The organism is Streptomyces sp. NPDC059994, from assembly GCF_042737755.1.
Classification (GTDB): Bacteria; Actinomycetota; Actinomycetes; order Streptomycetales; family Streptomycetaceae; genus Streptomyces.
Genome location: NZ_JBHWUR010000188.1, coordinates 1 through 7,270, shown reverse-complemented (window position 1 = coordinate 7,270; position 7,270 = coordinate 1). Strand labels below are relative to the sequence as shown.

5 protein-coding genes are annotated in these 7,270 nt (G+C 72.5%); 4 read left to right on the top strand and 1 reads right to left on the bottom strand.

Annotated features, from left to right (window positions below; genetic code table 11):
• Positions 1-231: 231 nt before the first annotated feature.
• Positions 232-2,082, top strand: coding sequence for a dihydroxy-acid dehydratase (gene ilvD, locus ACFWA7_RS39195; protein WP_371654023.1), 1,851 nt, complete (start codon positions 232-234; stop codon positions 2,080-2,082).
• A gap of 34 nt (positions 2,083-2,116) precedes the next feature.
• Here the strand turns inward: ilvD and ACFWA7_RS39190 are convergent, their stop codons facing one another.
• Positions 2,117-4,303: a PQQ-binding-like beta-propeller repeat protein gene (locus tag ACFWA7_RS39190; protein ID WP_385827935.1), complete on the bottom strand. Its 2,187-nt coding sequence runs from the start codon at positions 4,301-4,303 to the stop codon at positions 2,117-2,119.
• Positions 4,304-4,440: 137 nt separating this feature from the next.
• Here ACFWA7_RS39190 and ACFWA7_RS39185 point away from each other — a divergent pair, with 137 nt between their 5' ends.
• The 3 genes from ACFWA7_RS39185 (at position 4,441) to proC (ending at position 6,247) form a co-directional block, all read left to right on the top strand.
• Complete coding sequence (locus tag ACFWA7_RS39185; protein ID WP_385545246.1) at positions 4,441-4,731, top strand: peptidase; 291 nt, start codon at positions 4,441-4,443, stop codon at positions 4,729-4,731.
• Positions 4,732-4,778: 47 nt separating this feature from the next.
• Positions 4,779-5,264, top strand: a complete 486-nt coding sequence (locus ACFWA7_RS39180; protein WP_385545249.1) for a hypothetical protein — start codon at positions 4,779-4,781, stop codon at positions 5,262-5,264.
• Between the two features lie 173 nt (positions 5,265-5,437).
• Positions 5,438-6,247, top strand: a complete 810-nt coding sequence (gene proC / locus ACFWA7_RS39175; protein ID WP_385545252.1) for a pyrroline-5-carboxylate reductase — start codon at positions 5,438-5,440, stop codon at positions 6,245-6,247.
• The last annotated feature ends 1,023 nt before the right edge of the window (positions 6,248-7,270 follow it).

Below are 7,270 nucleotides of genomic sequence, written 5' to 3'. Positions count from 1 at the left end.
AGGCCCCGCTCGGGGTCCGGGGGCGAAGCCCCCGGGAACCTCCCCCACCCCCGGAGCGTTTCGGGAAGGGGCGGGCAGGGGAGCCCGCCCGCCGCAGGCACCCCACCCCGCGCATGCCCGGATGCCGAGCCACCCGTCCCGCCATCCGGACACCCCGTCCAGATCCTGGAGCCGGGGCGTACGCTCGAAGCAGCCCGATCTGGCTATTCAGGATGCTGAGGAGCGACCGCAATGCCCGAGCTGAGGTCCCGCACCGTCACCCACGGCCGCAACATGGCCGGCGCCCGCGCCCTGATGCGCGCCTCGGGCGTAGCCGGCGCGGACATCGGCAAGCCGATCATCGCGGTGGCGAACAGCTTCACCGAGTTCGTGCCCGGCCACACCCACCTCGCCCCCGTCGGCCGCATCGTCTCCGACGCGATCCTGGCCGCCGGCGCCGTCCCCCGCGAGTTCAACACCATCGCGGTCGACGACGGCATCGCGATGGGCCACGGCGGCATGCTCTACAGCCTCCCCTCCCGCGACCTGATCGCGGACAGCGTGGAGTACATGGTCGAGGCCCACTGTGCCGACGCCCTGATCTGCATCTCCAACTGCGACAAGATCACCCCGGGCATGCTGATGGCCGCGATGCGCCTCAACATCCCCGCCGTCTTCGTCTCCGGCGGCCCGATGGAGGCCGGCCAGGCCACCCTCGTCGACGGCACCGTCCGCAAGCTCGACCTGATCAACGCGATCAGCGACGCGGTCAACGAGAACGTCTCCGACGAGGACATCCTCCGTATCGAGGAGAACGCCTGCCCCACCTGCGGCAGCTGTTCCGGCATGTTCACCGCCAACTCGATGAACTGCCTGACCGAGGCCATCGGCCTGAGCCTGCCCGGCAACGGCTCGGTCCTCGCCACCCACACCGCCCGCCGCGCGCTGTACGAGAACGCGGCCCGTACGGTCGTCGACATCACCAAGCGGTACTACGAGGACGACGACGCCTCCGTCCTCCCGCGCAGCATCGCCACGCGCGCGGCGTTCGAGAACGCCATGGCCCTCGACATCGCCATGGGCGGCTCCACCAACACGATCCTGCACCTGCTCGCCGCCGCCCAGGAGGCCGAGCTCGACTACGGCCTCCCGGACATGGACGCGATCTCGCGCCGCGTCCCGTGCCTGGCCAAGGTCGCGCCCAACGTCGCGCCCTCGACCACGTACTACATGGAGGACGTGCACCGCGCGGGCGGCATCCCCGCCATCCTCGGCGAGCTCTACCGCGCGGGTCTGCTCAACGAGGACGTCCACGCCGTCCACTCCCGCTCGATCAAGGAGTGGCTCGACGCGTGGGACGTGCGCGGCGGCTCCGCGACGCCCGAGTCCGTCGAGCTGTGGCACGCGGCCCCCGGCTGCGAGCGCTCGGCGACCGCGTTCTCCCAGTCCAAGCGCTGGGAGACGCTGGACACGGACGCGGCCAACGGCTGCATCCGCGACGCCGCCCACGCGTACTCGCAGGACGGCGGCCTGGCCGTCCTCAAGGGCAACCTCGCCGAGGACGGCTGCGTCGTGAAGACGGCCGGTGTCGACGAGTCCATCTGGACGTTCGAGGGCCCGGCGGTCGTCTGCGAGTCGCAGGACGAGGCCGTCGACAAGATCCTCCGCAAGGAGATCAAGGAGGGCGACGTCGTCGTCATCCGCTACGAGGGCCCCAAGGGCGGCCCCGGTATGCAGGAGATGCTCTACCCGACGTCGTTCCTCAAGGGCCGCGGCCTCGGCAAGTCCTGCGCGCTGATCACGGACGGCCGCTTCTCCGGCGGCACTTCGGGCCTCTCCATCGGCCACGCCTCGCCCGAGGCGGCGTCCGGCGGCACGATCGCCCTGGTCGAGGACGGCGACCGCATCCGCATCGACATCCCCAACCGTACGATCGAACTCCTCGTCCCCGAGCCCGAACTGACGACTCGTCGGGAGGCCCTGGGCGGCGTGTACGCCCCGAAGTCCCGCGAACGCAAGGTCTCGGCAGCCCTTCGGGCGTACGCCGCGATGGCCACGAGCGCGGACAAGGGCGCGGTGCGGGACGTGTCGAAGCTGGGCTGACGCCGGCCGAGGGTGAAGGGGTGCGCAGCACCCTTCACCCTCCTGCCAGCGCCCCCGCGTCCACCCCGAACACCGCCCCGTCCGGCGCACTCCCGAACACCCGCCCCCCACCCAGCACCGGCGCCCCCAGACTCGCCGTGAACGTGTCGCGCCCCGACGCCATCCGCGGACCGGTCTGCCCGACCAGCACACCCCGCCCCGCGTCCACGGCCAGCAGCCGCCCGTCCGAAGCCGTCACGTACACCCGGCCGGCGCCCGCGACCGGCCGCGAGGCGCGGGCCGCGCCGGTCTCCAGCCGCCAGAGCTGGGCGCCGCGCCCCGCGTCCACCGCGAGCAGCGACCCGCCCGCCCCGAACACGTACACAATGTCGCCGTCGATCGTCGCCTGAGCCTGGTCGACGGGGGCGGGCAGCGGCGTACGGCGTACGGCACGGGTCGCGGTGTCCAGGCGTACGACCGCCGTCGTGAAGCTGTCGGCGTCCGCCGCGAGCAGGGCGAGCGCCCCGCCCGCCACCCCGACGGGCCCCAGAGAGCCCGGCAGCCGCTTGGTCCAGAGCACCTTGCCGGTGTCCGGCGCGACGGCGGTGACCAGTGAGGTCGCCGCGTCCTCGGCCACCGACACGGCGTACAGCGCGGTACCGCCGGGCGCCGCCATCCACTGCGCCGTCGCGGCGGCGGGCCGCCCGTGCCAGCGCTCCTTGCCGGTCGCGCTGTCGAGGCAGCGCACCTCGCCGTTGTCGGCGGTGAACACGACGGACGTCTCGCCGAAGGCGAGCGCGGCGTGCGCCGGGACCGGGCGGGTCCAGCGCGTGGCGCCGGTCGCCGGGTCGAGCGCCTCAAGACGGCCCGAGTCCGGCGGCGCCACGAGGACGAGCCCGCCGGAGACCCGGGGCTGCCCGTCGTCGGCCACCCGCCCGGTCGCGCCCTTGGCCTTCACCGACCACAGGACGCGGCCGTTCGCCGGATCGAGCCGGGCCGCGGTGACGCCGGGTGCGGCGCAGTACAGGGCCCCGCCCGCCCCGGCGAGGGAGCAGGCGGGCGTGCGGTTGCCGCCCCCGCCGCCCGCGAGCGGCACGGCCCAGGGAGTGAACGCGGCGGCCCGGCGGGCCTCTTGACCGGTCGGACCGGTCGCCCGGGGGCCGTTGTCGTCCCCGCCCGCAGCCATCCGTACACCCACCACCCCACCCGCGACCACAGCCGCCAGGGCGGCACCGGCGGCGGCCCACCGCAGCGGCCGGCGGGCCCGCCGGGGAGTCGCGGACGGCTTGGCGGCGGCCCGCTTGTGCGTGGGCACATCGGAGGAACCGTCCTCCTCCCCGCCCGGCCAGGGCCGCCCCGGTACCTTCTCGACCGGGTTGCGGAACCGCTGGGTCGGGATGAAGGCCTCGGTCCCGTACGCCGCCGAGCGCAGCTCCGCCATCAACTCGTCCGGCGTGGGCCGGTCCTCGGGCTTCTTGGCGAGACAGCTCCGCAGCAGCGGTACGAGATCGTCCGGGACGCCGGTCAGATCGGGCTCGTTGTGCACCACCTGATACGCCACGATGTAGTGGCTCTCGGAGTCGAACGGCCCGTTCCCGGTCGCCGCGTGCACCAGGACCGCGCCCATCGCGAAGACGTCGGCGGCGGGCCCGACCTCGCGCGGCGACTGGAACTGCTCCGGCGCCATGAACGGCGGGGTGCCGATGAGCTTGCCGGTCTCGGTACGCAGATCGCTGTCGTACGGGCGCGAGATGCCGAAGTCGATGACCTTGGGCCCGTCGGCGGCGAGCAGGACGTTGCTGGGCTTGAGGTCGCGGTGTACGACCCCGGCGCGGTGGATGTCGCGCAGGGCCTCGGCGAGCCCGGCGCCGAGCCGCCGTATCTGGGAGGGGTCGAGCGGCCCGTTCCGCTTCACTTCCTCGGCGAGGGTGGGCCCGGGGATGTAGAGGGTGGCCATCCAGGGCCGCGCGGCCGTCGGGTCGGCATCGACGACGGACGCGGTGAAAGCCCCGCTCACCCGCCGCGCGGCCGACACCTCCTGCCGGAACCGCGCCCTGAACTCGGGGTCCTTGGCGTGCTGGGCGTGGACGACCTTGACGGCCAGGCGCAGGCCGGAGGCGGACGCGGCCAGATGGACCACGCCCATGCCGCCGGTGCCGAGCGTCGACTCCAGCAGGTACTGCCCGGCGTACTCCGGATGCTCTGCTTCTGGGCCCGGCCCCGTGCTGCGCAGCGGCGGCATCGCCCACCCCCGTGTGTTCGTCCCCGAGCGCGACGCTCGGAGCCTAGTCGATGATGCGTGCGAGACCCGAGGGGCTTGCTAGCCTGCGGGTCGCGTACGCGGCGTACGCACAGTGACGGTGATGGGGGAGGTCCGAGATGACTGCGGAAGAGCTCGCGGGCATGGAGGCCGAGGCGACGACGAAGCGGTACCCGGTGGCGCCCGGCGTCCGGGTGAACGTCCGCAGCGGCCCCGGCACGGGATACCCGGTGGTCAAGGTGCTGCCCGCCGGGGTGAGCGTCCCGATCAACTGCCAGTGCCCCGGAACGACGGTCTCCGGCCCGTACGGGACGACGGACATCTGGGACAACATCGCCAACGGGCAGTACGTGTCGGACGCGTACGTGAAGACGGGCAGCGACGGTTACGTGGCGGTCCGCTGCGGCTGAAGCCGCTGCTCGCGGCCGGGGGGTAACGCCGGGGGATAATCAAGCCCATGAGCGACCAGAACGGCAAGGGCGGGGGCGGCCCCGAGCCCGAGCCCATCCGTTTCTTCGGCACGACGTGGGTCGGCCACGACAACGGCTACGGCCTGCGCCGCGCCGGGGTGGCGATCGGCGCCCTGGCCGTGGCGGTGGCGGCGTGCTTCGTGCTGCGTTTCGCGTACGAAGGGCTCCAGATCGCCGACACCGGCAGCTTCGTGACCGTCCTGGTCGTGGTGATGTTCGCGGTGTGCAGCGCGATGGCGTTCCGCAAGACCTGGGAGGGCTTCGGCGCGCGCCCCACGGACCCCGAGCGGGAACGCTCCCTCCAGGGCCTGAAGGCGATCGGCTTCGTCGGCTCCCTCCTGGCGTACGCCTTCCGGGCCCTGCGGGAAGCCCCCGGCGAATCCCTCCACCGCAAGGAGTACGAGGAGGCCCTGACGCGCTACGAACGCCGCAAGGGGAACCCGGCGAGCCGGAAGCGACCGAAGCGGAAGTAGTTGCCCGGGGGCTTCCGCCCCCCAGACCCCGTGCTCCTTGGGCGACGTACGGAATACGGAACACGGAACACGGTCGCGGCCCCCCGTACCGCTCCTCGGACACCCCACCCCCCACACCCCGCACGGTGCGAGGATGACGACGTCAGACCCCGCACCACCCGGAGGGTGACCGCATGACCCACACCGTCGCAGTCCTCGGCACCGGCAAGATCGGCGAAGCCCTCCTGAGCGGGATGATCCGCGCCGGCTGGAACCCCGCGAACCTCCTGGTCACCGCCCGCCGCCCGGAACGCGCCGAGGAACTCCGCACCCGTTACGGCGTCGAGTCCGTCACCAACGCCGACGCCGCCAAGCGCGCGGACACCCTGATCCTCACCGTGAAGCCCCAGGACATGGGCCGCCTCCTCGACGAGCTCACCCCGCACGTCACCCCCGACCGCCTGGTCATCAGCGCCGCCGCCGGCATCCCCACCGCGTTCATCGAGGAACGGCTCGCGCCGAACACCCCGGTCGTCCGCGTCATGCCGAACACTCCCGTGCTCGTCGACGAGGGCATGTCCGTCATCAGCGCCGGCAGCCACGCGACCCCGATCCACCTCGCCCACACCGAGGAGATCTTCGGCGGCGTCGGCAAGACCCTGCGCGTCCCCGAGTCCCAGCAGGACGCGGCCACCGCACTCTCCGGCTCGGGCCCGGCGTACTTCTACTACCTGGTCGAGGCGATGACCGACGCCGGCATCCTGCTCGGCCTGCCGCGCGCCCAGGCCCACGACCTGATCGTGCAGGCGGCCATCGGCGCCGCCGTGATGCTCCGCGACAGCGGCGAACACCCGGTCAAGCTCCGTGAGGCGGTCACCTCCCCGGCGGGCACCACGATCAGCGCGATCCGCGAGCTGGAGAACCACGGCGTACGGGCCGCCCTGATCGCCGCCCTGGAAGCAGCCCGCGACCGCAGCCGGGAGCTGGCCTCGGGCAACGGCTGAGCCGCTCCCTCCTTCCTACTCGTCTCCTTCTCTCCACCAGTCCCTCTCCACCAGTCCCTCTCTGCCAGTCCCGCCGCCACCGCACGGAAGCGACGGCGGCGCCCCGCCCACCAGCAGGAGACGCCCCCACCAACCAGCGCGGCGGCCCCGACGGGCGCCCGTTCGGCCGCCTCACGGGCGGCCCGCAGGGGATCACCGGCAGATGCGACAGCGTCCGCGCCCACCACGCGATACGTGCTCCCCACTCCGTACGGGCCCGTCTCACCCCGCGCCGCCGCGTTCCGGGCGGGCGGCGCCCGTACGGAGTGAAGCTGCTCCGCGTACCGACACGAGTCGCGGAGCAGCCGTTCCAGCCGATCCGCCTCGGCCCGTGACACCTCGTCCCCGCACCGCCGCAGCCGGTTGATCCGCCGCGCGTCTCACGGTTGACGGCATCGACCACGCGCGCGCATGTGCGCGACCCGCTCGTCGCCGTCGACGGCGTACGCGGTCAAGGCCCCGACCACGCTCGCGGCGCTCAGGGCGGCGGTTACCCCGACAACTCCGGCGACCCGGACAAGACTCCTCATACAGCCCAAACCAGGCGCGCACCCACCCGCCCCAGACCGGCCGTCCTGCCGTCCCTCCCTCGGCCGAAAGAACCAGCCAGACGCCCTCCGAGCCGGGGTTGACACGCACTTGGCCCGTACGTAGTGTTCTCCGAGTTGTCCGACGTGAGCGCCGACTCCGGTCGGTCCCCGGACAGCCATTCCGCACCAACCACTTGATCCGAACAGCGGTCACCGCCGTTTCGTTTTTCGTGCGCTTTTGCGAAATGAGGAATCCGCGTTCGATAAGGACGCAGCCCCGATTGGATCGGGGGCCAGGATTCCGCTAAAGTCTCACTCGTCGGAACGGCCCAACGGCCGGGAAGACAAACCGACTTGACCCGGGAGACCGGAAAGCAGGCCCGAAAGGATCTGATAGAGTCGGAACCGCCGGAAAGCCGAAAGGCCGGAAAGCGAGTCCCGCTGACTGGGAATC